Annotated in this window: 33 protein-coding genes and 1 pseudogene; 32 read left to right on the top strand and 2 right to left on the bottom strand. The window is 58.3% G+C overall.

The features are described from left to right. Window positions 1–36 precede the first annotated feature (36 nt). Window positions 37–279, bottom strand: a pseudogene (locus F2P67_RS09570) (response regulator transcription factor); the annotation flags it as partial. Window positions 280–678: 399 nt separating this feature from the next. Then, window positions 679–1,314, bottom strand: coding sequence for a S24 family peptidase (locus F2P67_RS27920; protein ID WP_343045151.1), 636 nt, complete (start codon window positions 1,312–1,314; stop codon window positions 679–681). A gap of 185 nt (window positions 1,315–1,499) precedes the next feature. On the opposite strand from F2P67_RS27920, the gene F2P67_RS09560 reads away from it, so the two are divergent. From F2P67_RS09560 to F2P67_RS09410, 32 genes are all read left to right on the top strand, one after another. Beyond that, on the top strand, window positions 1,500–1,700 hold the full coding sequence (locus F2P67_RS09560; protein ID WP_166219756.1) for a transcriptional regulator: 201 nt from the start codon (window positions 1,500–1,502) through the stop codon (window positions 1,698–1,700). A 70-nt stretch (window positions 1,701–1,770) separates the two neighbouring features. Continuing rightward, on the top strand, window positions 1,771–2,196 hold the full coding sequence (locus F2P67_RS09555) for a phage regulatory CII family protein (RefSeq protein ID WP_166219755.1): 426 nt from the start codon (window positions 1,771–1,773) through the stop codon (window positions 2,194–2,196). A gap of 70 nt (window positions 2,197–2,266) precedes the next feature. Continuing rightward, entirely contained in the window at window positions 2,267–3,028 is a 762-nt protein-coding gene (locus F2P67_RS09550; protein WP_166219754.1) for a phage antirepressor KilAC domain-containing protein, read from the top strand. Continuing rightward, entirely contained in the window at window positions 3,028–3,771 is a 744-nt protein-coding gene (locus F2P67_RS09545) for a DnaT-like ssDNA-binding domain-containing protein (protein WP_166219753.1), read from the top strand. Before F2P67_RS09550 ends, F2P67_RS09545 begins: the two co-directional genes overlap by 1 nt. Further along, window positions 3,768–4,463 carry a replication protein P gene (locus F2P67_RS09540; protein WP_166219752.1) on the top strand — a complete coding sequence of 232 codons (696 nt, stop codon included), beginning with the start codon at window positions 3,768–3,770 and terminating at the stop codon, window positions 4,461–4,463. Before F2P67_RS09545 ends, F2P67_RS09540 begins: the two co-directional genes overlap by 4 nt. Then, window positions 4,456–4,665: a hypothetical protein gene (locus tag F2P67_RS09535; protein WP_166219751.1), complete on the top strand. Its 210-nt coding sequence runs from the start codon at window positions 4,456–4,458 to the stop codon at window positions 4,663–4,665. Before F2P67_RS09540 ends, F2P67_RS09535 begins: the two co-directional genes overlap by 8 nt. Then, window positions 4,656–4,958, top strand: a complete 303-nt coding sequence (locus F2P67_RS09530) for a nuclease domain-containing protein (protein WP_166219750.1) — start codon at window positions 4,656–4,658, stop codon at window positions 4,956–4,958. Before F2P67_RS09535 ends, F2P67_RS09530 begins: the two co-directional genes overlap by 10 nt. Beyond that, window positions 4,955–5,086: a hypothetical protein gene (locus tag F2P67_RS27915; RefSeq protein WP_281355882.1), complete on the top strand. Its 132-nt coding sequence runs from the start codon at window positions 4,955–4,957 to the stop codon at window positions 5,084–5,086. Before F2P67_RS09530 ends, F2P67_RS27915 begins: the two co-directional genes overlap by 4 nt. Further along, on the top strand, window positions 5,083–5,514 hold the full coding sequence (locus F2P67_RS09525; protein WP_166219749.1) for a VRR-NUC domain-containing protein: 432 nt from the start codon (window positions 5,083–5,085) through the stop codon (window positions 5,512–5,514). Before F2P67_RS27915 ends, F2P67_RS09525 begins: the two co-directional genes overlap by 4 nt. Then, the gene (locus F2P67_RS09520) at window positions 5,511–6,791 is read left to right on the top strand and encodes a tyrosine-type recombinase/integrase (protein ID WP_166219748.1); all 1,281 of its coding nucleotides are present in this window, start codon (window positions 5,511–5,513) and stop codon (window positions 6,789–6,791) included. The genes F2P67_RS09525 and F2P67_RS09520 overlap by 4 nt, the downstream gene beginning before the upstream one ends. 95 nt (window positions 6,792–6,886) lie before the next feature. Next, window positions 6,887–7,108: a hypothetical protein gene (locus F2P67_RS09515; protein WP_166219747.1), complete on the top strand. Its 222-nt coding sequence runs from the start codon at window positions 6,887–6,889 to the stop codon at window positions 7,106–7,108. 2 nt (window positions 7,109–7,110) lie between these two features. After that, window positions 7,111–7,674 (top strand): hypothetical protein, encoded by a 564-nt coding sequence (locus F2P67_RS09510; RefSeq protein WP_166219746.1) that lies wholly within the window; start codon window positions 7,111–7,113, stop codon window positions 7,672–7,674. Between the two features lie 152 nt (window positions 7,675–7,826). After that, on the top strand, window positions 7,827–8,288 hold the full coding sequence (locus tag F2P67_RS09505) for a hypothetical protein (protein ID WP_166219744.1): 462 nt from the start codon (window positions 7,827–7,829) through the stop codon (window positions 8,286–8,288). 52 nt (window positions 8,289–8,340) lie between these two features. Continuing rightward, the gene (locus F2P67_RS09500; RefSeq protein WP_122507141.1) at window positions 8,341–8,715 is read left to right on the top strand and encodes a putative holin; all 375 of its coding nucleotides are present in this window, start codon (window positions 8,341–8,343) and stop codon (window positions 8,713–8,715) included. Continuing rightward, the gene (locus F2P67_RS09495; protein WP_166219742.1) at window positions 8,716–8,997 is read left to right on the top strand and encodes a phage holin family protein; all 282 of its coding nucleotides are present in this window, start codon (window positions 8,716–8,718) and stop codon (window positions 8,995–8,997) included. 64 nt (window positions 8,998–9,061) lie between these two features. Further along, on the top strand, window positions 9,062–9,241 hold the full coding sequence (locus tag F2P67_RS09490) for a hypothetical protein (RefSeq protein ID WP_160039124.1): 180 nt from the start codon (window positions 9,062–9,064) through the stop codon (window positions 9,239–9,241). Between the two features lie 77 nt (window positions 9,242–9,318). Next, on the top strand, window positions 9,319–9,606 hold the full coding sequence (locus tag F2P67_RS09485; protein WP_246226483.1) for an HNH endonuclease signature motif containing protein: 288 nt from the start codon (window positions 9,319–9,321) through the stop codon (window positions 9,604–9,606). A gap of 159 nt (window positions 9,607–9,765) precedes the next feature. Continuing rightward, on the top strand, window positions 9,766–10,251 hold the full coding sequence (locus F2P67_RS09480) for a phage terminase small subunit P27 family (RefSeq protein WP_166219738.1): 486 nt from the start codon (window positions 9,766–9,768) through the stop codon (window positions 10,249–10,251). After that, a complete protein-coding gene (locus tag F2P67_RS09475; protein WP_166219736.1) occupies window positions 10,252–11,973 on the top strand; it encodes a terminase large subunit in 1,722 nt (573 codons plus the stop codon). Next, entirely contained in the window at window positions 11,973–13,244 is a 1,272-nt protein-coding gene (locus tag F2P67_RS09470; protein ID WP_166219734.1) for a phage portal protein, read from the top strand. Before F2P67_RS09475 ends, F2P67_RS09470 begins: the two co-directional genes overlap by 1 nt. Before the next feature lie 17 nt (window positions 13,245–13,261). Further along, window positions 13,262–13,936, top strand: a complete 675-nt coding sequence (locus F2P67_RS09465) for an HK97 family phage prohead protease (RefSeq protein WP_071171805.1) — start codon at window positions 13,262–13,264, stop codon at window positions 13,934–13,936. Next, window positions 13,936–15,096 carry a phage major capsid protein gene (locus F2P67_RS09460; RefSeq protein ID WP_218583244.1) on the top strand — a complete coding sequence of 387 codons (1,161 nt, stop codon included), beginning with the start codon at window positions 13,936–13,938 and terminating at the stop codon, window positions 15,094–15,096. The genes F2P67_RS09465 and F2P67_RS09460 overlap by 1 nt, the downstream gene beginning before the upstream one ends. Before the next feature lie 42 nt (window positions 15,097–15,138). Then, window positions 15,139–15,435 (top strand): hypothetical protein, encoded by a 297-nt coding sequence (locus F2P67_RS27640; protein WP_178120917.1) that lies wholly within the window; start codon window positions 15,139–15,141, stop codon window positions 15,433–15,435. Continuing rightward, complete coding sequence (locus tag F2P67_RS09450; protein ID WP_166219732.1) at window positions 15,432–15,764, top strand: head-tail connector protein; 333 nt, start codon at window positions 15,432–15,434, stop codon at window positions 15,762–15,764. Before F2P67_RS27640 ends, F2P67_RS09450 begins: the two co-directional genes overlap by 4 nt. Next, entirely contained in the window at window positions 15,761–16,099 is a 339-nt protein-coding gene (locus tag F2P67_RS09445) for a phage head closure protein (protein WP_166219730.1), read from the top strand. The genes F2P67_RS09450 and F2P67_RS09445 overlap by 4 nt, the downstream gene beginning before the upstream one ends. Next, the gene (locus F2P67_RS09440) at window positions 16,092–16,577 is read left to right on the top strand and encodes an HK97-gp10 family putative phage morphogenesis protein (protein WP_166219728.1); all 486 of its coding nucleotides are present in this window, start codon (window positions 16,092–16,094) and stop codon (window positions 16,575–16,577) included. Before F2P67_RS09445 ends, F2P67_RS09440 begins: the two co-directional genes overlap by 8 nt. After that, window positions 16,577–16,945 carry a DUF3168 domain-containing protein gene (locus tag F2P67_RS09435; protein ID WP_166219726.1) on the top strand — a complete coding sequence of 123 codons (369 nt, stop codon included), beginning with the start codon at window positions 16,577–16,579 and terminating at the stop codon, window positions 16,943–16,945. The genes F2P67_RS09440 and F2P67_RS09435 overlap by 1 nt, the downstream gene beginning before the upstream one ends. Continuing rightward, entirely contained in the window at window positions 16,867–17,742 is an 876-nt protein-coding gene (locus F2P67_RS28075; protein WP_425511020.1) for a phage tail tube protein, read from the top strand. The genes F2P67_RS09435 and F2P67_RS28075 overlap by 79 nt, the downstream gene beginning before the upstream one ends. Window positions 17,743–17,751: 9 nt before the next feature. Further along, window positions 17,752–18,177: a phage tail assembly chaperone family protein, TAC gene (locus tag F2P67_RS09425; RefSeq protein ID WP_166219722.1), complete on the top strand. Its 426-nt coding sequence runs from the start codon at window positions 17,752–17,754 to the stop codon at window positions 18,175–18,177. Next, complete coding sequence (locus F2P67_RS09420) at window positions 18,174–18,386, top strand: phage tail assembly protein T (protein WP_166219720.1); 213 nt, start codon at window positions 18,174–18,176, stop codon at window positions 18,384–18,386. The genes F2P67_RS09425 and F2P67_RS09420 overlap by 4 nt, the downstream gene beginning before the upstream one ends. 49 nt (window positions 18,387–18,435) lie before the next feature. After that, window positions 18,436–21,357, top strand: coding sequence for a phage tail tape measure protein (locus tag F2P67_RS09415; protein ID WP_166219718.1), 2,922 nt, complete (start codon window positions 18,436–18,438; stop codon window positions 21,355–21,357). Next, entirely contained in the window at window positions 21,347–21,685 is a 339-nt protein-coding gene (locus tag F2P67_RS09410; RefSeq protein ID WP_166219716.1) for a phage tail protein, read from the top strand. The genes F2P67_RS09415 and F2P67_RS09410 overlap by 11 nt, the downstream gene beginning before the upstream one ends. Window positions 21,686–21,694: the final 9 nt, after the last annotated feature.

Here is a 21,694-nt window from a genome sequence, read left to right as displayed (position 1 = left end):
ACAAGCACCAATCAAGCAAAGATTTGGGGATGGTTAAACTGGCGTGATGATCTGGAGCTTTATTGCCTCGGCGACCATTGCGGTGCGCCGAGTTACCTTCAATTTGAACATCGCGTTTGTTAGTCGTTTGGATACGGTAGCCGGTGAGATTCCTACAAGACGGCCAATCTCTTTAGCTGTAAGCCCCTGAGCAATGTAAAGCACGAACTCTAGCTCTCGAGGCGCCAAGCCTCGTCCGTGATGACCTTTCCATTTACCGCTGATAATTGTGTCTTCCATTGGCTGATCTTACATGCAGTTCGCATCCCAAAGCACCCTCGCATGAAGGTGCTTCAGTTATGATTTTTCTCGCTGCACGTCTGCCGGAGTCCTCTCTCTGCCCGTTGCCGCTACTGGCGTCACATTCGGGTGGCTGTGCAACTTCGCGTGCTCTCATGAGGGAGCCCGGCCAGTTCCAGAGCTGGCATGGAGATCGAAATTTGTGTTTCGCGCTGTGCCCGTTGCCGGGGATCGATCCGCGAAGATTCCTGACTGTTAAAGAGCGAGGCCTGTTTACGAGGCGTGCTCACAGTAAACAACGTGTTTACGATGCAGTCAACAGATCTTGTTTATTTTTGTTTACTAACGTTCGCAAGACGAAAAAAAACCGGCCTAAGCCGGTTTCACCTTTCTCTCAAATCACCATAAGGCAGAAGACCAAAAAACTTTCCCGAGAATCCGTATTTCGTTGGCCACCATCTGCTCAGCGCTGTATTCCTCGTCCGGATGGTCGTCCCGATTGAAGCTGCGCATTCGGATTCCTCCACCTGGTAGGCGATAAAGCGTTTTCACCCTGAGCTGGCCCCCGTGATTGATCGCGTACATTTTTCCGTCCACAACCGCGGTGGCACCTGTATTGATGCCTACCGTAGAGCCATGCGGCAGCACGGGTTCCATGCTGTTTCCGGACACAGTCACACATACAGCCTCGTCCGGCTGGACGTTTTGCCTTCTCAGGGTCGCCTTTCCGAATCGAATCTTCTTTCGATGAGAAGGCTCGACCGCCGTAACTCCCTGTCCAGCTGAGAGCTCCACTTCCTTTAGGAACGGCACATAGACCTCATCATCATCGAGCGGTGTTCCGTCATCCCAAACACTCAGCTCAACAATGCCTGGATGAGGATCTCCTTCCTCGTTATTGCCCTTCTTCCAAGGTGAACCGGGTGTGTCCGCCTCACCGATACCGTATTGAAGCCAGTTGCGCTCAACCCAAAAGAGGGCCGTGACCAGAGAGAGGGCAGATAACGGTATGCCCCGGTTGAACCAGTTATTCAAGACCTGAGCACTGATGCCCAGAGTTTCAGCTAACTGCTTGGGCCGTAAGCCTCGGTCGTTAGCCAATTGCCTAAGGCGTTCGCCTGAATGTGTGTTTTCCATAAACAGAAAGTTTACTCGGCTTGCGGTGTTTATTAAATAAACGTATCGTTGACGAATGTTTACTCGCCATCGGCGGTTTGTTTATGAATCTCACAGCTCTCGAACGCGCAATTCTCGCGGCCGGCTCGGCAAAAGCATTGGCGAAGCTACTAGGCGTGACACCCATGACCGTTTCGCACTGGAAGGTGAGAGGTGTCCCTGCCTGCAGAGCGGTAATGATCGAGAAGGCTACTGGCGTTCTGCGGCAAGACTTACGACCCGATCTCTACTGCTCTGCAGCATGATCGCCGGCTAGTCGAAACATTCTGATACGGCTGGTGGCGACGCGCCACGTAAGAAAAACAGAGGTGTTACATGCAGGATTTAATGCGGGCTATCTACGAAGTGGTCGACGACCACGGGACCAAGAAAATTGCTGAAGGTGCTGACTTCAAGTCAAGGACGCTTCTTTCGCAAAAAGCCAATCCTGATTACGACACGCATCGTATGAACGTTGAGGAACTGCATCGGATCATGAAGTTCACTCAGGACTTCCGTCCGCTGAAGGCATGGGCCGCCACGTTCGGATTCGATTTGGTTCCGAAGGAAAGACCGGAAGGAATCAACCTCAACGCCGCGCTGCTGCGACTGCATGCCGACCTTGCTGATGTCACTCGCCTTGCTTTCGATGCGCAGGCTGATGGGCGTGTTTGCTCTGTTGAGAAGGCAGCCCTATTGAAGGAGGCCGAAGAGGTGATCCTGAGCCTGGAAGTCTTCAAGCAGTCAGTTAAGTCAGCCTGAATTTCAGACACAAAAAAGCCGACGTACGAGGTCGGCTTTTTCAACAGCGGCAAAACAAGTGGAGCTGATTATGCACTCTCAAACTCAACGGGACAATACCGGTTGTGTCGCGACACATTTTCAGGATCATGAAAAAGTGTCGCGAACCATCTCAAGCATCAATTTGCGCGACATGGTTAACGAAGCCCGCATCCAGGCCGGTGAACCAAGAGTCAGAAATGACCAGTTCATCATCCGTGTACAGGACGAACTTGGCGACGAGCTGGGGGAGTGCAAATTTGTTGCACACCCCCAGAGTCACGTCGACATGGCCAGCTACGACCTGACGCTTGATCAGTGCATGTTGGTTGGTATGCGCGAGTCGAAGGCGGTTCGCCGATCGGTTCTTCAAAAGCTCAAGGAGCTTGAAGGTCCTCGCGTTATCGCTGCACTTCCTGACTTCTCCAATCCCGCTGCTGCGGCCCGCGCCTGGGCAGAGCAATTCGAACTCCAGCAGGCTGCTACTCGGGCTTTGGCAGCCGCGGCGCCCAAGGCAGCGTTTGTCGATCAGTACGTGCAGGCCGCCGGCTCAATGAGCTTTCGCCAGGTAGCCAAACTTCTGAATGCCAATGAGCGCCATTTCCGGCAGATGCTGCTGGACAAGGGCGTCATGTACTACCTCGGCGGCGTGCTGAGCCCATATCAACAGCATCAAGTGGCCGGCCGCTTCGAAGTGAAGACCGGTACCAGCGAATCAAACGGACACGCCTTCAGCCAGGCCCGGTTTACGCCCAAGGGCGTCGAGTGGGTTGCTGGGTTGTGGGCACAGTCTCAACTGAAGGGGCGCGTGTAATGGCCGGCGACTGGATCAAATTCGAACTCACCACCCTTGATAAGCCAGAGGTCTGCCAGATCGCAGACTTCGCCAATATCGATCCGGACGCTGTAGTCGGCAAGTTGATGCGCGTCTGGGGCTGGTTCGACCAACAAACCGAGAACGGTAACGCTCCGAGCGTTAGCAAAAAGTTACTCGACCGCTTGGTTGGCGTTACCGACTTCTGTGACCACATGAAATTGGTCGGATGGATGATTGAAGTGGATGGTGTAATCAGCCTTCCTCATTTCGAGCGCCACAACGGTAAGACCGCTAAAAACAGGCTTCTAACCGCCAAGCGAGTTGCAAACCACAAATCCGCTAACGCAAAAGGTAACGCTGCGAACGTTAGCGCAGCGTTACCTAAAGAAGATTTAGAGAAGAATAAAGAACCTCTCTCTGCGCGTGAGTCGGTTGACCCTCGCATGCCCAACGAAATGACCCTCGGCTGGAAGCCAGACGCGAAGATTTTGAAAACCTATGCGCTGCACCAGGCTGTCCCGTTGGAGCTGTTCACCGACGAGGTTTTGAATGCGTTCACTGGTTATTACGAGCCGAAGGGCCAGATCAACACCGAGGCCGAATGGGTCAGCATGCTGGTCAAGTGGGTACGCAATGATCTGAACAGAACATCCAACGTCAAGCAGTTCGCGCCGCGCCAAGCGTCTCAAGAGTTCGACGATGACGACACTGGCTGGAATGAGCAGGGAGCGGGCCAATGAAGACCGTTGCAGTCGTCACGACCGGTCTTTGGGCGAAGGTTCATTCGGGCCAGTACATCGCCAAGGAGCAGCCGCTACCCCAAGAAATTCAGGCAGAGATCAATCGCGAAACCGCCATTGTGATCAACAGCTTGTTCCGCCAGTTACGAGCGATCTTCCCGGCTTGGAAACAGGCCTGGCCGGACATTGCGGCCTACAAGGCGTCAAAAAAGGAGTGGCTTCAAGCTTTTCTGGAGGCAGGGCTGCGTAGTCTCGATCAGCTGCAGTTCGGTTTGATGGGGGCTCGGCAGTCAGGTCGGGATTTTATCCCAGCGCCCGGGGTGTTCATCGGTTGGTGCACACCGACTGCCGAGATGCTTGGACTGCCAACGCTTGAGGCTGCGCATCGCGAAGCATGCCGCAACGCCCATCCCTGCATGGCTGGCCGAGCTCGCTGGAGCCACGACGCGGTTTGGCACACGGCGAAAGAGTGCGGTTTCGAGAGTCTGAACAAGCTTGAAGCCTCGCTCAGCCTCAAGCTGTTCGAGCGCAATTACACCATCACCGTTCGGCGTCTGATCGAGGGTCTGCCTTTGCAGAAGATGCCCTTGGCTTTGCCGGAGCGAGCTGAAGGCCGCCGTACTCCTGAGATCGGAAATAGAGCACTCGCCGAGTTACGTGCCATGCGATCGGGGGCTGCCCGCCATGTCTGATCGCCGCCTCGCTGTCCCTGAGATCGAAACCTACCGCTGGGCCGTGTTCTGCTGCTCGTTCAAGGTTGACTTGAGTTCGCCACCTGATCACGCACTGGCGCTGTTCGCCGACCAGGCCATGGCCAAACGCTACGGATCGTGGATGTGGCCGGGCACGTTCGAAGTGATCGATGTAGTCACGGGGAAGCCGGTATGCGAGTGACCTCGAAGAAGCTGCGCAACTCGGCCCGAGGCCAGGACTGCACCGTCCGTATGCCGGGCACCTGCAATCACGACCCGGAAACCACGGTCCTCGCGCATCTGCCATGCGGGCAAAAAGGCATGGGCATGAAGGGTTTCGACACGGTCGCGGTGTACGCCTGCAGCGCCTGTCACGACGTCATCGACGGCCGCGCCGCCGGCGAGGTCGATTGGTCCGACATGCCGCGCGCCATCGCCGAAACACATGAAGGCCTGATCCGGGCCGGAATTCTTACCGTGAAGGGGGCCGCATGATCGCTTATCTGGAAAGCATTCTGGTGCAGTTGTACATCGGCGGCATGCTGGTCGCGTCCGGCGGCTGCCTCTGGGGTATTCGCCGGCTCGCCCGGCGTGCACGCGTCGTGCGGGGTGAGCGCAGATGAAGCCATTCACGCCGAGGCTGTTCAAGCAGCGAGCACCCCGGGCGCCACAAGTTGACCGGGAAGGGCAGGAACAGGCCGCGCTGATGCGTGAGCTTGAGCTGTGCTACCCGGCCGTGTTTGATCTCATCTACCACGTCCCGAACGGTGGGCACCGGGTGAAGGCTGTCGCGGCCAAGCTTAAAGCCCAGGGCGTGAAGGCCGGCATTCCCGACTTGGTGCTGAGCATGGCGCGCGGCGGTTACTTCGGTCTGTACATCGAGTTCAAGGCCACTCCGCCGAACGATGCCGCTGTGTCGGCCAGCCAGCAAGAGCGCCTGCGCAAACTGAACGAGCAGGGCTATCTGGCCATCGTGTGCCGTGGGCACTTCGACGCGATGGAGCAAATCCGCGCCTACCTTCGGCTCGCTCCCACAGTGGTGGCCGCGTGAGTACCGCGGCGGTGAAGATCACCGAAGCCGAGATCAAGCGCCAAGCGGCCGGCACCGTGCAGGACGTGCGAGATCTCGAAAACAAAGGCCTGTACCTGCGCTTCAACAAGGCCCGCACCGGTGGGTCGTGGTACCTGGTGCTGAAGGGTAAGTGGAATCCGATCGGTACATTCCCCGAGCTGACTCACAAGCAGGTCGTCGCCGCGCTCCCGGCGATTCGTCTGCGTCTGGCCGCCGGCGAAGGCGCAAGCCTTTCGAAGTGGGACACCGTCGGCGAACTGCTGGACTGGTTCGCGGATCGCATGTCGCGCGATCGCAATCTGTCGACCAAGCGCAAGAACACCGGTGCCTCGATCATCAAGTGCCACCTGAAACCGCGCCTCGGCGAACTGCCGCTGATCGGCATCGATAAGGCTGCGCTCGACACCTTGTTGATGTGGCCGCTGCAGGAGACGGTTTCCATCGACTACGTGCGTTCGGGGTTCCAGCTACTGGCCCTGGCGTTCCGGCAGGCGGCCAGGCTGGGCATGATCACCTCCAACCCGATGGCGGCGATCCGGTTCAACGATTTTTCCAAGGCGAAGGTCGGCATCAAGCCTTCCCGTCTGCGCGGCGTTCAACTGGAAGGCCTGCTGCAACAGTTGGCCGATGTCATGCCCGCTGCGCCACTGGATTCAATGCTCGCGCTGATGATGCTGTGTCACGGCACGCGGATCGGCGAAACCCGGATGGCGCGCTGGTCGCATATCAGCCTGGCCGAGCGCGAGTGGTTCATTCCGGCCGAGAACACCAAGACCGGCGTCGAGCACCACCTTCCCCTGACAGAGCAAGTGTGCACGCTGCTGACTCGGTACCGCGAAGGCCAGTTCGCCCGAGGCTATGAGGGCCAGTGCCTGTTCCCTGCACGCAACGGCAAGGCGCTGGGTGAGGCTCAGGGCTGCGCCGTGTTCCGTCGGTTGGGGCAGGGCGAGTGGACCAGTCACGACCTGCGCAAGGTAGCCCGCACCGGCTGGGCAGACCTTGGTGTTGACCACCTGATCGGCGAGCTGCTGATCAATCACGCGATGGGGCACAACGTGAAGGTGTACATCCAGTCGGACGTCATGAGCCGCAAGCGTGATGCCCTCGAACAGTGGCATGCGCATTTAGATCAGAAAGGGTTTGCAGCGATTCACGGATTGACCGGCTTTAGATTTGAAGATTCCGGTAATCCGCTGCAAGCCACAGACCATAAGGCCTGCAAGGCCATTCAAGAAACAACCATAGGCGAGGTTTAAAAATGGATAGAAAGCAGCATGGCCCCGCCTTTGTGCGTCGCCAGATCCCTCTCACCGACTGCCCATCCTGTGCTGGGAAGGGGCTGGTCAAGGGCTTGTTTCATCAGTTGGACTGCATCGGTTGCCACGCGTCCGGCCTGGTGCACGCCGAAACGCTGGAGCCTCTGCCAGTGGATGACCTGGTCGTTCAGCTCGGCATGCTGATCCGCCAGGAGCGCCACATCGCAACGTTGCCGCGGGATCCATTGACCATGGCCGATCTGTACCAGCAAGCCAACACGCGCGGGCCAGGTGGCTCGGCCATCAAGGGGGATTGAGCATGGGTATCTATAAGGACGTGATGGGAACCCTGGTGCGCGTGCTGGCTGCTGACAGCATCGACAACAGCGCCAAGCAGTCCTGGCAAAAGTTGATCGATGCCGATCTGCGTCAAGGTGGAAATGGCAGCTCCCTTTCACCGCGCGACAAGTTCGATTACGACTGCTGCCTTTATGCGCTGCTGCACCGTCAGCTTGACCCGGCGCAGTGGGACGTTCTGGTTGCGAAATATTCGACGCACAAGGCAAACAAGGTCGCCGCCATTGGCCGTCTGGTTGCGCGGATGATCTCGCCAGCGCCCCAGCTGTTCATTTACAAGGCACTCACTGCGTGGGCAATTCCGAAGCTCAAGGGCGTTCAGGTAGGCAAGCGTTCGACCGACATGATTGTGCTGCCCGCTGAGTTCTACGACATGAACACCTGGGATCTGGCTGGCTCGCCGGAGCGCACGCGCCGCAACTGGCGCGCCGGAATCCATAAGCGGCTTGAACAGTTGGAAGAGGCCGCAGTGATCCATGCCACGGAGATTTTCGACCGTGAACAAATCTTTGTAGATGCAGCTTGACCATGATGGCCACTTGGCCGTAAATTAATCCCATCATGTCGATCTTGCGCGTTATGAGATACGACATACGAAGCCCCGCCACCGAGCGGGGCTTTTTGTTATCTGGCATGTATGGCAATCTGCCTCACCTGAATTAATGGAGAGGGATGTCTATGTCTAGATTCGAACAGTTGCAGGCAGCATATAAAGAGGCGACTGGAGCCAACCATCGCTACTGGACGCAAATGCACCAAACCTTGCGCGGCCTGCAATCCGATTTCAGCGCGTTTCTTGGTGTTGATCCTGCGATGCAAGTTCAGCTGAATGGGGCAGGCACTCCGGTTGTTTCGATTGGGTCCTATGACGATAAAAATCAGTTTTTAAATTGGTCGATCGAAAAGCTTCCTCGCAACGATCGAGCTATTCAGTTTGCCTTACGAATCACATTCGGAGAGTCGGTGCAATCTGTACCAGCGCCAACCTACGTTATTCATTTGCAAATCGCAGGGCTCGGTGAGGATCTGTTCGCAATCACTGTTCAAGGTCTTGATGAAACTGAGTTCAAGGGACCTGTGTTCAATGAGTTTTTCGAGGATGTATTTCAGCGCGCAATGAGGGCGCTGGGAAAACAATAGTTTGCCTTTCTAAACAACCCGCCTGATGGCGGGTTTTTTTATGGAGCAGCACATGGCTGAGCCGAGCACTGGCGCACTCGCTGTAACTGGTGTGGTCGCCAGCCTCGGCTTGGGTGCAGCTTTCCCTCAGATCGACCTGTCGGCACTTGTTGGAGCATTCGGCGGAGCGTTCCTTTTCGTCGTAGCAGCGGATGCCATGCCAACTTGGCGCCGCATTGGTTATCTCTTCGCCGGCTGGATCGGCGGTTATTTCGGCGCTGCCGAACTCTTGGGGCTCACCTGGACCAAAACAGCAGGATTCAGCGGGTTCGTCTGTGGCGCGATTTGCGTGGCAGTCGCGACCGGCATCCTTGAATGGATGCACACAGGCGTGATGCCGCGCTGGCTGCAATGGTTCTTCCGCCTCCGGGCACGGAAGGAGAGTTAAATGGCTGCTGTCATTCAGGCCGCACTCTGTGCGGTCATCTTCACCATGATCGGGTTGCGCTACAGCCCATATCCAAACTCACGCTACAAGTTCTCTATCTCGCTGATTGCTTGGGCTGCGTGCGCTGTCACCGGCATGCAATGCGTGAGTCTTGTCGGGCGAATGGTGATCGAGGGTGAGTTCGCTGACGCGTCGTGGTTCAACACGGCTTTTTATGGGTTGGCCGCCGTTCTGGTCATGCGCGCACGGGGAAACGTCGCCCGCATAGTGCAGGTGGACTGAATGGCTGCTTGCAGTGGATGCGCAGCCCGGCGCGAGTGGATCAAGAAGTGGAGCAAGGTGGCATATGAGCGATCCGTTGATCTCATTGCTGGAGAGGCTGGTGGTCGCTCAAGAGAGCACCGCTCAGTCAATGAGCCAGGTAGCCCAGAGGCTCGACCTGCTGATCCAGGCGATGGCTGAGGATGAGCCTGAAGATCCTGATGCTCAGCCTCTTACCTATATGGATGGCTCACCATGCCGTTGAGGCCCAAGAAGCCATGCAATGCCCAGGGATGCAACGCGCTCACACGCAACCCTCGGTACTGTGATGATCACGCGCACTTGCTCAAGAGTACGGCGCGTGCCAAGCCCCGCGAGAGCAGCACCAAGCGCCACTACAACTACAAGTGGCAGCAGGCTCGTAGGGGTTGGCTGGCCAAGCACCCGCTATGCCGCCACTGCTCGGAGCGCGGACTGGTCGTGGTCGCTACTGATGTTGACCACATCATCCCCCACAAGAATGACATGACGTTGTTCTGGGACAAGACCAACTGGCAAAGCCTATGTGGACCATGTCATTCGGCCAAGACGGCCTCCGAAGACGGCGGTTTCGGCAACGCGCGCCGCTGAAAACAGAAAATCCACGCGGAAACAGTGAAAAACGGCTCAAATGAGACGAATTCGCACTGACGGGAGGGGGAGGGTCAAAAGTTCAGGGCTTTTTGCTTCTAGACCGCGCCCTCAATCGTTTTTTTACACCCGCGAAATTAAAAATCCAGGAGTTGCGCGATGGGAGGCACCGCCACGGTCGCCGGCCGTGGTCGCAAACCCAAGCCGACGGCGAAAAAAATGCTCGCCGGAAATCCTGGCAAGCGAGCGCTCAACAAGGCCGAGCCAGAGTTTTCAAAAATCACAAACGTCGACCCGCCCGAGTGGCTGAGCGACAGAGCCGCCCAGATGTGGCGGATGGTTGTGCCGGAGTTGCTGCGTGAAAACGTCGTCGCGATAACGGATCTGCACAACGTCGAAGCGTTCTGCGTTGCTTATGACAACTGGCGAATGGCCCAGGAGTCGGTACGTGAGCATGGGATCGTAGTGGCTGGAGCCATGGGCGGGCCTATGAAGAACCCGGCATTGACCGCTGCCAACGAAACGATGCGCCAGATGGTTACGTTCGGCTCGATGCTTGGTCTTGATCCGGCCAGTCGCACTCGTTTGATAGGTGGCAACAAGGAGAAAGAAACCAACGAATTCGCCCAACTACTGAGATCCTAAATGACTAAGTCTGCTCACCACAACGTCGACAAGGCGATGGCGTGGGGTCGGTCATTACTCCGGGGAAAGGTTCCGGCCTGCCGCTACATTCACCAGGCGGTGCAGCGTCACTTCGACGACTTGGCCGCCAGCCGCAAGCGTGGATACCGCTTCAAGTTCGATCCGGCCAAGGCCGAAAAGAAGCTCAAGCTGATCCAGCTCTTGCCGCATACAAAAGGCGAATGGGCGTTCAAGCGTCAGCTGATCACCCTTGAACCATGGCAGCTATTCGGCTTGGCCGTCACATTTGGCTGGGTAAAGAAGAAGGGCGGACACCGCCGATTTCGAGAAAGCTATTGGGAAGTACCGCGCAAGAACGGTAAGTCAGTGGTGGCCGGCGGTGTGGGCATCAGTATGTTCGTTGCCGACGGTGAGTTCGGTGCGGAGGTGTACTCCGGTGCGACCACCGAGAAGCAGGCTTGGGAAGTATTCCGGCCAGCAAAGCTGATGGTCAGCAAGTCACCGATGTTGGTGCAGGCGGCGGGTATCGAGGTCAACGCCTCGAACATGAACATCCCGTCTGACTTCAGCCGCTTCGAACCTCTGATCGGCAACCCAGGCGACGGCGCTTCACCAAGCTGTGCCATCGTCGACGAATACCACGAGCACCCAACGTCAGCCCAGTACGACACCATGTTGACGGGCATGGGCGCTCGCCGGCAGCCGCTGATGTTCATCATCACCACCGCCGGCGCCGACATCGAGGGACCGTGCTACGACAAGCGGCGACAGGTGATCGAGATGCTCGAAGGCACCGTGCCTGATGACGAGCTGTTCGGCTGGATCTGGACGCTCGACGAGGGCGACGATTGGACTGATCCGAAGATGCTGGCCAAGGCTAACCCGAACCACGGGGTGTCGGTGTTCCAGGAGTATCTGGAGAGCCAGCAGGCCCGGGCGATTCGATCCGCGCGCTTCACTAACACTTTTAAAACGAAGCACCTGAATCTGTGGGTGAGTGCGAAGTCCGGTTTCTTCAACATGGAAGACTGGAAGTCCTGCGAAGACACCACACTGACCTTGGAGCAGTTCGAGGGGCAGGAGTGGAATGCGGGCTTCGACCTGGCGCGAAAGCTGGACATGAACTCTCGGGCGCGCCTTTTCTGGCGCGTCATCGACGGCAAAACCCACTACTACAGCGTCGGCCCCAAATTCTGGGTTCCGTACGACACCGTTTACAACAGCGACAACAAGCGCATGTCGGAGCGGTTCCAGGCCTGGATCAACTCCGGGCATTTGGAAGTCACCGACGGCGCCGAGATCGACTACCGCGAGATTCTCGAGGACACGAAGGAAGCCAATCACCACGCGCCGCTACGGGAGTCTCCAATTGACCCCCATGGCGCAACGGGCCTCAGCCACGACCTCGATGATGAGGGATTCAATCCGATCACCATTACGCAGAACTACACCAACATGTCGGATCCCATGAAGGAACTGGAAGCGGCCATCACCGCCGGCCGGTTTCATCATGACGGTAACCCGATCATGACCTGGTGTATCGGCAACGTGATCGGCAAAAACCTGCCGGGCAATGATGATGTGGTGCGCCCAATCAAGCAGGGCGACGACAACAAGATCGATGGCGCGGTGGCGCTAATCATGACGATAGGCCGAATCCTCGCGAACGCGGATGTCCAGGGCTCTGTCGACGACTTCCTCTCCAGACCGATGAGCATGTAATGGCAGACACCGACTACAGCATTGACCTGCGCACCCGCAGCCCCTTCTGGGCGCGCATGGCGAGCTTCTTCGTCGGCGGCCGGCTCGTCACTCCGGAGAAGGGGAGCCAGACCGGGCCGGTGTCGGCGACCGGAGTCGTGGGCGATTCGGTTGTGAACGACGAGCGCTCGCTGCAGATCTCGACAGTTTTCGCTTGCGTGCGGCTGATTTCCAGCGTGACAGCCTGCATGCCGCTGGACGTATTCGAAACCGTTGGGGATGACAGGAGAAAAGTCGATCTCAACAACCCGTTGGCTCGCTTGTTGCGATACAGCCCGAACCAGTTCATGACCGCGTTCGATTTCCGCGTTGCGATGACAATGCAGCTTTGCTACTACGGAAACGCTTATGCCCTGATCGAGCGAAACAGCGCCGGCGACGTGATCAGCCTCGTTCCTCTCATGTCGGTCAACATGGATGTTCGTCTCGAAGGGAAACGAGTTGTCTACCGGTACCGCCGTGACAACGAATACGCCGACTTCAAACAAAGTGAAATTTTTCACCTCAAAGGGTTCGGTTTCAACGGACTCGTAGGTCTCTCGCCGATCGCATTTGCGGCCAAGACAGCCGGCGTTGCGGTGGCGATGGAGGATCAGCAGCGCGATTTCTATGCCAATGGTGCGAAGTCCCCGCAGCTGCTCATGACTGGCGAGGGGAAGGTCCTCAACAAAGATCAGCGAGCGCAGGTTGAGGAAAACTTCAAGGAGATCTCCGTAGGACCGGTCAAGAAGCGACTGTGGATTCTGGAAGGCGGCTTCACGACGCAGGCCATTGGTGTCAGCCCGCAAGACGCAGAAACAATGGCTGCGAGGAAGTTTCAAGTCAGCGAGCTTGCGCGGTTCTTTGGTGTGCCGCCGCACCTGGTTGGCGACGTTGAAAAATCCACAAGCTGGGGCTCGGGCATCGAGCAGCAGAACCTGGGTTTTCTTCAGTACGCACTCGACCCCTACCTAGAGATCTGGGAGGGCTGCATTCTTCGGTGGCTTGTAAAGCCGTCTGATCTCGGCCGGTTGCACGCCGAGCACAATCGCGACGGGCTGCTGAGCGGTGATTCCACTGCTCGGGCTAATTACATGAAGACCCTGGTAGACACCGGTCTTCTCACGATCAACGAAGGAAGACGGGTGAACAATCGGCCCCCAGTTCCGGGCGGCGAAGTCGCAACCCGCCAGTCACAGAATGTCCCACTTACCCAACTTGGCCAAACGAACCCCGCACCCAGCGGGGTTTAGTTTTTCTGGAGGCTGAAATGCCGAGTATTTGCAAAACGCTGGCTTTCGACCAGGCATCGATCAAGTTCGCCAAAGACGGTGCCCAGGGCATTTTTGAGGGTTACGCGAGTGTGTTCAGTGTTGTCGATGGTGACGGAGACATCATTGAGCCTGGGGCTTTTGCTCAGGCATTGAAAACTCAGTCGCGTAGCGTGGCGATGTTCTTCAATCACCGGCGCAACGAAATCCCTGTAGGCAAATGGCTGGACCTTTCCGAGGACAGCACCGGTCTGCACGTTCGGGGTGAGTTGACGCCGGGAAATCCTCAGTCTGATGCCCTGAAGGCCGCGATGATCCACGGCACCGTGGGTGGAATGTCGGTTGGGTTCAGTGCTGCGAAGGGTGATGTATCTCCGATTGAAACCGGCTACTCGTTCAAAAGCGTTTCCCGCCTCAACGAGATCAGCATCTGTACTTTCCCAGCGAATGAGCTGGCCACCGTGTCCACGCTCAAGAGCATGGACACCATCGAAAGCATCCGCGATGCGGAAAATTGGCTGAGAGATTCAGCTGGTCTTTCCAAGTCCGAAGCGCAGGCGTTCATCGCCCGCATCAAGTCCGCGGTTCGGAGCGATTCCGAAGGCGGCGACCAGTCAGAAATCGCCGCGCTCCTGGAGCGCTTGAAAACATTCCCATCGTTGGAGAAGCAATAATGGACTTGGCACAAATTCAGAAAGCCATCGAGACCGCGCAGGCTCGCATGACTGAACTGTTCGATGCGCAGAAAAAAGAAATCACCGACACCGGTGAGGTCAGCAAAAAGCTTCAGGGTGAGCTGACCAATGTTCAGGAAGAACTGAAAACCGCCGGCACTCGCCTGTTCGATTTGGAGCAGAAGTTGGCCGGTGGAAGCCTGGACAACCCGGAAAACAAGAAGAGCTTCGCGGCCCGAACAGCCGAAGACCTGCAGAAAAGCTGGGACGGTAAATCGTCCGGCAAAGTTGATGTGAAGAGCTTCGACAAGGTTCTGGGTAGCACGGCGGGCTCGGCCGGCGCGTTGATTCAGCCGCAGGTGAATCCCGGCATCCTGATGCCAGGGCTGCGCCGACTGACGATTCGCGACCTCCTGGCCCAAGGTCGTATCAGTTCCAACTCCTTGGAATACGTGCGTGAGAACGTGTTCACCAACAGCGCCGCGCCGGTGGCGGAGGGGACCCTCAAGCCCGAGTCGAACCTGACCTTCACCAAGCAAACCGCGAACGTGAAGACCATTGCGCACTGGATCCAGGCCTCTCGCCAGGTAATGGACGATGCGCCGATGCTTGAATCCTACGTCAACAACCGCTTGCTGTTCGGCCTGGCGCTGGTGGAAGAAGCCCAGTTGCTGAACGGTGATGGCACCGGCGACAACCTCACCGGTTTGAATCAGGTGGCCACCGCGTACGACGCGGCGCTCAATGCCACCGGTGATACCCGTGCCGACCAGATTGCTCACGCAATCTTTCAGACCAGTGAGTCCGAGTTTGAAGCCTCCGGCATCATTTTGAACCCGCGCGACTGGCACGCGATCGCGCTGCTCAAGGATGCCGAGGGCCGATACATCTTCGGCGGACCGGCTGCTTTCGCCGCTAAGGTCATGTGGGGCCTCCCAGTTGTGGCAACCAAGGCCCAAACGCTCGGCACCTTCACCGTAGGTGGCTTCGACTTGGCATCCCAGGTATGGGATCGCATGGATGCCACCGTGGAGGTCAGCCGCGAAGATCGCGACAACTTCGTGAAGAACATGCTCACTATCCTGTGCGAAGAGCGTCTGGCGCTGGCGCACTACCGTCCAACCGCGATCATCAAGGGCGCGTTCACGCCTGCAGCCTGATCACCAGCGAGGCAGGAGCAGGAAACTGCTCCTGTTTGACCGATGAAAAAGATCCGTGCTCTTCAGCAGTTCTCTCATTTCAATGGCGGCACTTTCGATCAACACGAGGTTCGTCCGGTTGCTGACGATATTGCCGAAGCCCTGGTGGGGATGAACCTCGCCGTTTATGTCGATGATGACGCGGAAGCCAAGGCGAAAGCCGACGCCGAAGCCAAGGCATTGGCCGAAGCTGAAGAAAAAGCCAAAGCCGAAGCCCTTGAAAAGGAAAAAGCTGACGCGGAAGCCAAGGCGAAAGCCGACGCCGAAGCCAAGGCGAAGGAAAAGGCCGCCAAAAAATGACCGTTACTGCTGCTGATCTGCTCCCCATCGAGCTGATTCGCAAGCACTTGCGTCTGGACTATGAGGACGAAGACGACCTCATAGTCCTGTATGCCGAGTCAGCACTGTCCTGGGCACTGTGGTTTTGCGACAACCCCAAGCTTCTCGAGGTAGAGGATTTCCCGGCCAGCTTCAAGGCTGCGCTATTGCTGCTGATCGGCCATTCATACGCAAACCGGGAGGCGGTCGTGGTTGGCACTATCACAGCGGAGGTACCGATGGCCGTTGAGTCTTTGCTGTGGTCGTCGCGCAACTGGTCGGGTCCACCTGATCCAGTGGTGACACCGTGAGAGCCGGATCATTGCGTCATCGAGTCACCTTCCAGAAGCCTGGGCTGGTTCAGGACCCAGAGTCGGGAGAGATGCTGCCCGGCTGGGAAGCAGTCTGGGAGAAAGTTCCTGCCGAGGTTTCCCCGCTCAGCGCCCGCGATCTGATCGCGGCGCAGGCCGGACAGTCCGAGGCCTCGGGGCGAGTCGTGATACGGTACCGCACCGGCGTGCTGCCTAGCATGCGCATCATCCACCGTGGTGACGTGTACGAGATCCAGGGTCAACCGATGCCCGATCCCGTGTCGGGGCTGGAGTACCTCACCATTCTGGTGGCGAAGGGGGTGAATGATGGCTGAAAGCATTGAGTTCAGCCTGATCGGCATCGACTCGCTTCTTGGAAAACTCCAGTCGGTCAACTATGACGTCAAACGCAAAGGCGGCCGTTCAGCGCTCCGCCGCGGTGCGCAGCTTGTTGCGGAAAAAGCCCGTGAAGGCGCCGCCAGACTCGACGACAAAGAGACCGGCCGATCCATTGCACAGAACATCGCTGTTCGTTGGAATGGTCGCCGATTCAGAGCCACAGGCGATTTGGCGTTTCGCATCGGTGTTCTGCACGGCGCGGTGCTCAAGGATGGCGGAAACAAGGCTGAGAACTCTCCGACACCGCACTGGCGGTTGCTGGAGTTCGGTACGGAGCGAATGCGTGCTCAGCCGTTCATGCGTACCGCTCTTGCTGACAACATCAGCGCAGTCACCGATGAGTTCTTGAGCCAGTATGAAAAAGCCATCGACCGGGCTATTCGCCGTGCACAGAAAGTGCGAGGACTGAGTTGATGAATACGGCACCAATTTTTTCGGTGTGCGCCGCCGACACAGGGGTCACCGATCTACTGGGTATTCAGCCGACACGGCTCTACCCGTTCGGCGAGGCGCCCGAGGGCGTAGCCAAGCCATACGCGGTATGGCAGCTCCTTACCGGGTCCCCAGATAACTACCTTTCGGGTCGTCCGGATATCGACGGTTACACGCTTCAGGTCGATGTGTATGCCACAACGGCAAGTGAAGCCAGATCTGCTACTTCGGCGATCGCTCACGCGATTGAGCTGAAAGCCAACGTCACCCGATGGGGCGGCGAAACGAAAGACAGTGCGACAAAGCTCTACCGGTCGAGCTTCGACATCGACTGGCTTGTACCCAGATAGCAAAACCCCAATCCCGGCCCGCCTTGTGCGGGTTTTTTTATGCCCGACATTTGGAGAACGCCATGTCGATCCTTTCCCAAGGAACCCAGATCTACGCGCTCGTGCCGTCTGCTGCGAACCCGGCGGTGCTTGAAATCCTCGAGATTGAATGCGCTACCGCGTTCAGCCCTGGCGGCAACCCTGCCGATCAAATCGAGACCACCTGCCTCAGCGGCAAGGTGCGCACCTACATGCGCGGCCTGCGTACCCCTGGCCAGGCCTCGTTGACGCTGAACGCGGACCCTCGCAACGCCTCCCACGTACGCCTGCACCAACTGTCCGAGGACGACAGCATCGAAAGCATCCACTGGGCAGTCGGCTGGTCCGACGGCACCGGCATCGCGCCGACGGTTGCGGTGGCAGGTTCCCTGGCAGATATCAGCCTGACAGCTGGTGGCACTGGCTACACGACTGCTCCGACCGTGGCGATCACTGGCGGCGGCGGTAGCGGCGCTACGGCAACAGCAACCATCAGCGGTGGCTCGGTGACTGGTTTCAACATCACCAACCCTGGCTCCGGCTACACCTCGACACCAACTGTCGCGCTCACCGGCGGCGCCGGTAACGGTGCAACGGCGACCGCCGAACTGGCTGAAAGTGACGACTTCGTTCTGCCGAGCACCCGGACCTGGTATGTGTTCGACGGCTATGTCTCCGACTTCCCTTTCGATTTCTCTGCCAACACCGTGGTAACCACGGCCGCAACCATTCAGCGTTCGGGCGGCTCCGCCTGGATTCGCAAAACCACCAACGTTTAAGGCGCCGATATGCAGCTGAGTATCAAGTCATTGATGGAGAACGGGGCGTTCACCGGACGCCCCGTTGAGAAGGAAATCGTTTGGGTCCAGAACGGCGTCGAGCTGAAGGCCACTGTCTTTGTTCGGCCTCTGGGCTACCGCTCTGCTGTCAGCGACGTGCTTTCGTCGTTGGGCAAGCTGGACGGGGCGGCTGGGCGAATCGCTGCGTGCATCTGCGACGAAGCCGGCGCTCCGGTTTTCACCGTGGGCGATATCACCGGTGAGGCTGATCCGGCGCGTGGTGAGCTGAACAGCGAGCTGTCCAAAGTGTTGCTCTCTGCCATCGGCGAGGTAACGCAGATGGGAAAGACGAAGAGCTCACCGACACCGACGAGCTCTGGCACGAAATCGCCATCTCGATCGGCGCCACGGTCGCGGAAGCCCAAGAACGCGTGAGCCTGGCCGAGTTCCGAAGTTGGAACCGCTACCGCGCCAAGCGTGGCTCTCTCAACTTCGGCATGCGGATCGAGTACGGCACCGCAATGCTGGCCAGCTTGTATGCCAATACCCACACGCAGCATGGTGGATACACCGTTGTGGACTTCATGCCGCACGAATCCGAGCGACCTGTAACTCTCGAGGAAGCGATGAAATCGTGGGGGTGAGCGCAGCCATTTTGTAAGCCCGAACGGGTGGTCTCACTTGGAGTTATAAATGGCCAATTCACTGGGCACCCTGACGCTCGATCTGATCGCGCGCATCGGTGGCTTCACTGGTCCGCTCGACAAGGCCGAGGTGGCTGCGCGCAAGTCCGGAAAAGGCATCGCCGAATCTGCCAACGTTGCTTCGCTGGCGTGGACCGCGCTCGGCGAGGTGATCGCAGGCGCGGTGGCAGGTTTCTCGGCCGGCGCAGTGCTGACCAGTTTCATCACGGAAACTCGTGACGCCGAAAAAGAACAAGCCCAGCTTGCTGCCGTCCTGAAATCTACAGGGGAGGCTGCTGGCTTCAGCCGCAACCAGCTCAACGATATGGCCGATGCCATGGAAAAGGCGACTACCTTTTCCGGCGGCGACATCAACCAGGCGCAGACTGCGCTTCTCGCATTTACCGGGATCGTCGGCGACCAGTTCACACGCGCCTTGAAGTCCGCGTCTGACATGGCGGCGCGTACCGGCACCACCGTCGTTCAAGCGGCGGAGACCATTGGCCGGGCTTTGGATGTGCCCACGGAAGGGCTTGGCGCCCTGAGTAAGCAGGGTTTCCGGTTCACGGAGGATCAGAAGAAACTCGCTGAAGCCATGGAGTCGACCGGCGATATCGCCGGCGCCCAGGGCATCATCCTCAAAGCTCTTGAGGAATCCTACGGTGGCGCCGCTGCTGCAGCCCGAGACACTTTCGGCGGCTCGCTGGATGCGCTGCGCAACACCATCGCCGGGCTGCTGACTGGGGAGGGCGGTCTCGATGGAGCGCGTTCTGCCATTGAGGCGGTGAACACTGCGCTTGCCTCGCCGGCGGCCCGAACCGCTCTTGGCCTGACCGCTCAGGCGGCGACAGCGCTGGCTGTGGTTCTGGCCACACGTCTTGCTGCTGGTGCTGTTGCCAGCGGCGCCGCGTTTGCGATGGCTCAGGTCGAGGCGGTGCGTTACCAGCTGGCCCTTGCTCGAATGGCTGGCGTTGCTCCGGCAACAGCTGCCGGCCTTGTGAGTGTCGGTGTTGCGGCGCGTGGCGCGTCTGCTGCCATGGCGCTCTTGGGTGGCCCGGTCGGCGTAGCTTTGCTTGCCGCCAGTGCTCTGGCGTACTTCGCCATGAGCGGGGACGATGCCGAGGAAACCGCAACGTCACTCGGCCAGAAGGTCGACCTGTTGAATCAGTCTTTTGACGGGTTCACAAAGAACCAGGCCGCCGGCGCACTGCAGGACATCAACAAGGATTTGATGGATGCCCAGCTTCTCGCGATCGACGCGGAAAGCTCGGTATCGCAGTACCAGCGTCTGCTGCGTGACCACCCTGATGACTCGCGTCAGCAGGAGTGGAACGAGGCGCTGATTTCTGCACAGGCTGAACTTGACGGCGCCCGTCAAAAGGTCGAGGCATACGGTAATCAGATCAAGGTGCTGAACGGCATCATCGAGTCGCCGGTTTCCGTCGAGCAATCGAAGGCATTTAAGGAACTGGCGAAAAGCCTGGACGAGCAGATCTTGCTTTCCGGCAAGAAGACCAATGCTGACAAGCTCGCTGCCCGGATCGGGGCGGGCCTTGTGACAGGCCTCAAGCAGGGCGAGGGTGATCTGCTGATCGCCAAAGCCAAAACACTGGATGCCAGTGAGGCGGCGCTCGACGCTCAGAAAAAATACGCTGCCGAGGCTTTGCAGGCATCGAAAGCTGCGGAGTCAGAGGCGAAGGCTCTGGCGAAGCGCGGCGACGATGCGGCAACGGATTACCAGCGGCAGATCGCCCTGATCAATACCAGTGGCGAGGCACAGAAAAAGGCCACCGAAAGTGACAAGCTCCGGTTCGAACTGGCCTCCGGCAAGCTGGCTGGTCTGAACGCCGACCAGCAGAAGCGATTGCAAGGACTGGCGGCCGAGATCGACGCTTTACAAAGCCTGAAGGTGGCCAACGAGGAAGAGGCGAAAGCCGCGGCATTCGCTGCGACTCTCAAGTCGGCCAACGACACAGCCCGATCCGGCTTCGACATGGAACTGGCCGGCGCCGGCATGGGCGATAAAGCCCGCGATAGGTTGCGCGAAGATCTCGATATTCAGAAAGACTACAACCAGCAGATGGCGGATCTGCAGAAGCAGATGAACGCCGGCGACATCACCAAAGAGTTGTACGACAAGGAAACCGGTCTGCTCAAGGAAGCCTTGGCAGAACGGATGGTGTTGCAGCAGGACTACTACAACCGGCAGGACGAAGCCCAGAAAAGCTGGGTTGATGGCGCGTCGGATGCTTTCAACGACTACGTCGACAATGCCCGCGATCTAACCACTCAGACAAGGCAGGCATTCAGTTCCCTTTATGACGGTCTCACTGACGCGGCTGTCGAGTGGGCATTCGGCGCAGACATGACCTTCAAGGACGTTGCAACCAGTTTCGCGAAGATGATTGCCAAGATGGCTTTGCAGTCGGCCGCCTCGAACGTATTCGCCAGTATCGCGGGCAGTGCGGTCGGTGCCGCCATCGGCGGTGGAAGTGGTGCAGCAACATCTGCCGGCAGCACTGCCGCTGGTTACAGCAGCGCCTACGGATTTTCCGATGGTGGGTACACCGGCGATGGTGGGAAGTTCGAGCCGAAGGGAGTCGTTCATGGCGGCGAAGTAGTGATCCGCAAGGAAGTAGTTCAGCAGCCGGGCATGCGTCGCTATCTGGAACAGCTCAACAAAAACGGAAAGGGCTACGCCGAAGGCGGATTCGTCGGCTCCGCTGGTGGATCTGGTGGTGCCGCTTCCGCACCAGGAGTGGTTATCCAGCAATCGTTCGCAATTCAGAGCGCTGACTCAGGTGCTACCCCGCAGGACTCGCAAGCCCTTGGCCAAGCCTATGCGGATGTTGCTCGGCGCGGCGCCCAGCAGGAAATCGCAAAAGAAAGCCAACCCGGCGGTTCAATCTGGAGGCTTGTAAATGGCCGTTGAGACATTCACCTGGTGCCCGCTGGTGTCCCCCACCAGCGCACCGGAGTATCGGAACCGAACCTCGAAATTCGGAAACGGGTATGAGCAGGTGGTGGGGGACGGTCCGAACAATAGGGTTGATTCATGGCCGCTGACGTTCATCGTGAAAGAGTCGGTAGCGGTTCAGATCAAAGCGTTCCTCGATCGCCATGCCGGGCACAAGTCGTTCTTCTGGACGCCGCCGCTTGGTGAGCTTTCCTTTTTCCGCGCAACTGCCCCGACCGTCACGCCGAACGGCGCCGGTGTTTTCACGCTGGCCACCACCTTCACGCAATCGTTTCTTCCATAAGGGGCAATC

Origin of the sequence: Pseudomonas atagonensis (assembly GCF_011369485.1) — a bacterium.
GTDB classification, from domain to species: Bacteria; Pseudomonadota; Gammaproteobacteria; order Pseudomonadales; family Pseudomonadaceae; genus Aquipseudomonas; species Aquipseudomonas atagonensis.
This window is presented reverse-complemented; position numbering and strand designations above follow the sequence as displayed.

Bases quoted from the DNA above. Each gene is read 5' to 3' on its own strand.
- F2P67_RS09470 (WP_166219734.1), top strand. From the start codon at position 11,973: ATGGCAGACACCGACTACAGCATTGACCTGCGCACCCGCAGCCCCTTC.
- F2P67_RS27915 (WP_281355882.1), top strand. From the start codon at position 4,955: ATGATCGCTTATCTGGAAAGCATTCTGGTGCAGTTGTACATCGGCGGC.
- F2P67_RS09555 (WP_166219755.1), top strand. From the start codon at position 1,771: ATGCAGGATTTAATGCGGGCTATCTACGAAGTGGTCGACGACCACGGG.
- F2P67_RS09490 (WP_160039124.1), top strand. From the start codon at position 9,062: ATGAGCGATCCGTTGATCTCATTGCTGGAGAGGCTGGTGGTCGCTCAA.
- F2P67_RS09440 (WP_166219728.1), top strand. From the start codon at position 16,092: ATGGCTGAAAGCATTGAGTTCAGCCTGATCGGCATCGACTCGCTTCTT.
- F2P67_RS09415 (WP_166219718.1), top strand. From the start codon at position 18,436: ATGGCCAATTCACTGGGCACCCTGACGCTCGATCTGATCGCGCGCATC.
- F2P67_RS09460 (WP_218583244.1), top strand. From the start codon at position 13,936: ATGGACTTGGCACAAATTCAGAAAGCCATCGAGACCGCGCAGGCTCGC.
- F2P67_RS09495 (WP_166219742.1), top strand. From the start codon at position 8,716: ATGGCTGCTGTCATTCAGGCCGCACTCTGTGCGGTCATCTTCACCATG.
- F2P67_RS09475 (WP_166219736.1), top strand. From the start codon at position 10,252: ATGACTAAGTCTGCTCACCACAACGTCGACAAGGCGATGGCGTGGGGT.
- F2P67_RS09425 (WP_166219722.1), top strand. From the start codon at position 17,752: ATGCAGCTGAGTATCAAGTCATTGATGGAGAACGGGGCGTTCACCGGA.
- F2P67_RS09535 (WP_166219751.1), top strand. From the start codon at position 4,456: ATGTCTGATCGCCGCCTCGCTGTCCCTGAGATCGAAACCTACCGCTGG.
- F2P67_RS09450 (WP_166219732.1), top strand. From the start codon at position 15,432: ATGACCGTTACTGCTGCTGATCTGCTCCCCATCGAGCTGATTCGCAAG.
- F2P67_RS09480 (WP_166219738.1), top strand. From the start codon at position 9,766: ATGGGAGGCACCGCCACGGTCGCCGGCCGTGGTCGCAAACCCAAGCCG.
- F2P67_RS09505 (WP_166219744.1), top strand. From the start codon at position 7,827: ATGTCTAGATTCGAACAGTTGCAGGCAGCATATAAAGAGGCGACTGGA.
- F2P67_RS09525 (WP_166219749.1), top strand. From the start codon at position 5,083: ATGAAGCCATTCACGCCGAGGCTGTTCAAGCAGCGAGCACCCCGGGCG.
- F2P67_RS09500 (WP_122507141.1), top strand. From the start codon at position 8,341: ATGGCTGAGCCGAGCACTGGCGCACTCGCTGTAACTGGTGTGGTCGCC.
- F2P67_RS09465 (WP_071171805.1), top strand. From the start codon at position 13,262: ATGCCGAGTATTTGCAAAACGCTGGCTTTCGACCAGGCATCGATCAAG.
- F2P67_RS09410 (WP_166219716.1), top strand. From the start codon at position 21,347: ATGGCCGTTGAGACATTCACCTGGTGCCCGCTGGTGTCCCCCACCAGC.
- F2P67_RS09510 (WP_166219746.1), top strand. From the start codon at position 7,111: ATGGGTATCTATAAGGACGTGATGGGAACCCTGGTGCGCGTGCTGGCT.
- F2P67_RS09545 (WP_166219753.1), top strand. From the start codon at position 3,028: ATGGCCGGCGACTGGATCAAATTCGAACTCACCACCCTTGATAAGCCA.
- F2P67_RS09435 (WP_166219726.1), top strand. From the start codon at position 16,577: ATGAATACGGCACCAATTTTTTCGGTGTGCGCCGCCGACACAGGGGTC.
- F2P67_RS28075 (WP_425511020.1), top strand. From the start codon at position 16,867: ATGGGGCGGCGAAACGAAAGACAGTGCGACAAAGCTCTACCGGTCGAG.
- F2P67_RS09530 (WP_166219750.1), top strand. From the start codon at position 4,656: ATGCGAGTGACCTCGAAGAAGCTGCGCAACTCGGCCCGAGGCCAGGAC.
- F2P67_RS09560 (WP_166219756.1), top strand. From the start codon at position 1,500: ATGAATCTCACAGCTCTCGAACGCGCAATTCTCGCGGCCGGCTCGGCA.
- F2P67_RS27640 (WP_178120917.1), top strand. From the start codon at position 15,139: ATGAAAAAGATCCGTGCTCTTCAGCAGTTCTCTCATTTCAATGGCGGC.
- F2P67_RS09550 (WP_166219754.1), top strand. From the start codon at position 2,267: ATGCACTCTCAAACTCAACGGGACAATACCGGTTGTGTCGCGACACAT.
- F2P67_RS09540 (WP_166219752.1), top strand. From the start codon at position 3,768: ATGAAGACCGTTGCAGTCGTCACGACCGGTCTTTGGGCGAAGGTTCAT.